This window comes from Psychrobacter sp. 1U2 (genome assembly GCF_051847575.1).
Genome location: NZ_JBPYDC010001376.1, coordinates 1 through 614 on the forward strand (window position 1 = coordinate 1; position 614 = coordinate 614).

Sequence of the window (614 nt, forward strand, 5' to 3'; positions counted from 1 at the left end):
TTATTCAGATGTTTTGAAAAAGAGGCAATACCTCACTGAACGCATTACTTAATGGCTTTGATAATTTATCCAAATGGATAAAAACGACAATAAAAGGAATAACCATGACAACTGTGTTGGTCATAGACGATTCGCCATCTGAAATGGCAAAATTTCGCGACATTCTAACGAAGAACAACTTTCAAATACTAGAAGCCAGTAATGGCGAAAAAGGCTGCTCAATGGCTGCTGAATATTTGCCAGATGTGGTGTTAATGGATGTGGTGATGCCTGAAATGAATGGTTTTCAAGCAACTCGCAAAATTACCCGTGGTAAGACAACGGCTCATATCCCTGTCGTAATCGTAAGCACTAAAAACCAGGAGACTGATCGGGTATGGGGCAAACGTCAGGGGGCTAGAGAGTACCTAGTCAAGCCAGTCGACGAAAATGAGCTTGTACGTATTATCCGTACAGTAACGGAGTAAGTTGTGGCTTCCAAAGGATTTATCGAGCTTCTACGCTTAGCTGATCTTGCCCGTGCCCGTAGTAGTGGTCGTCAAGGCGGGCAGGTGTATGATTGGCGTGGCATAGTCTTTGAAATCGGTGGTCAGCGTCTGGTTGCGCCCATGGGA

The 614-nt window shown here is 44.5% G+C and carries 1 protein-coding gene; it reads left to right on the top strand.

Going from position 1 to position 614, the window contains the following annotated elements; translation table 11 throughout:
• Positions 1 to 104: 104 nt before the first annotated feature.
• A complete protein-coding gene (locus ACS8FD_RS22180) occupies positions 105 to 467 on the top strand; it encodes a response regulator (RefSeq protein ID WP_299217801.1) in 363 nt (120 codons plus the stop codon).
• The last annotated feature ends 147 nt before the right edge of the window (positions 468 to 614 follow it).

Excerpts from the sequence above, each read along its gene's own strand:
- ACS8FD_RS22180 (WP_299217801.1), top strand. The coding sequence starts at position 105 with ATGACAACTGTGTTGGTCATAGACGATTCGCCATCTGAAATGGCAAAA.